This window comes from Parendozoicomonas sp. 209JJ7-1, from assembly GCF_058147085.1.
The window spans coordinates 1-509 of sequence record NZ_JBYVJU010000153.1; the positions used below are offsets into that span (position 1 = coordinate 1).

General features: G+C 54.0%; 1 rRNA gene. It reads right to left on the reverse strand.

From position 1 onward, the window contains the following. Nucleotides 1-509, reverse strand: a 23S ribosomal RNA gene (locus ACY2RQ_RS19805); the annotation flags it as partial.

Here is a 509-nt window from a genome sequence, read left to right on the forward strand (position 1 = left end):
TCCGCAGCTTCGGTACATGATTTGAGCCCCGTTACATCTTCCGCGCGGGCCGACTCGACTAGTGAGCTATTACGCTTTCTTTAAAGGGTGGCTGCTTCTAAGCCAACCTCCTAGCTGTTTTAGCCTTCCCACATCGTTTCCCACTTAATCATGTTTAGGGACCTTAGCTGGCGGTCTGGGTTGTTTCCCTCTTGACGACGGACGTTAGCACCCGCCGTCTGTCTCCTACGCTCGTACTCCACGGTATTCGGAGTTTGCATCGGGTTGGTAAGTCGGGATGACCCCCTAGCCGACACAGTGCTCTACCCCCGTGGGTAATACGTAAGGCGCTACCTAAATAGCTTTCGGGGAGAACCAGCTATCTCCGGGCTTGATTAGCCTTTCACTCCGATCCACAAGTCATCCGCTGGCTTTTCAACGACAGTCGGTTCGGTCCTCCAGTTGGTGTTACCCAACCTTCAACCTGCCCATGGATAGATCGCCCGGTTTCGGGTCTACACCTTGCAACT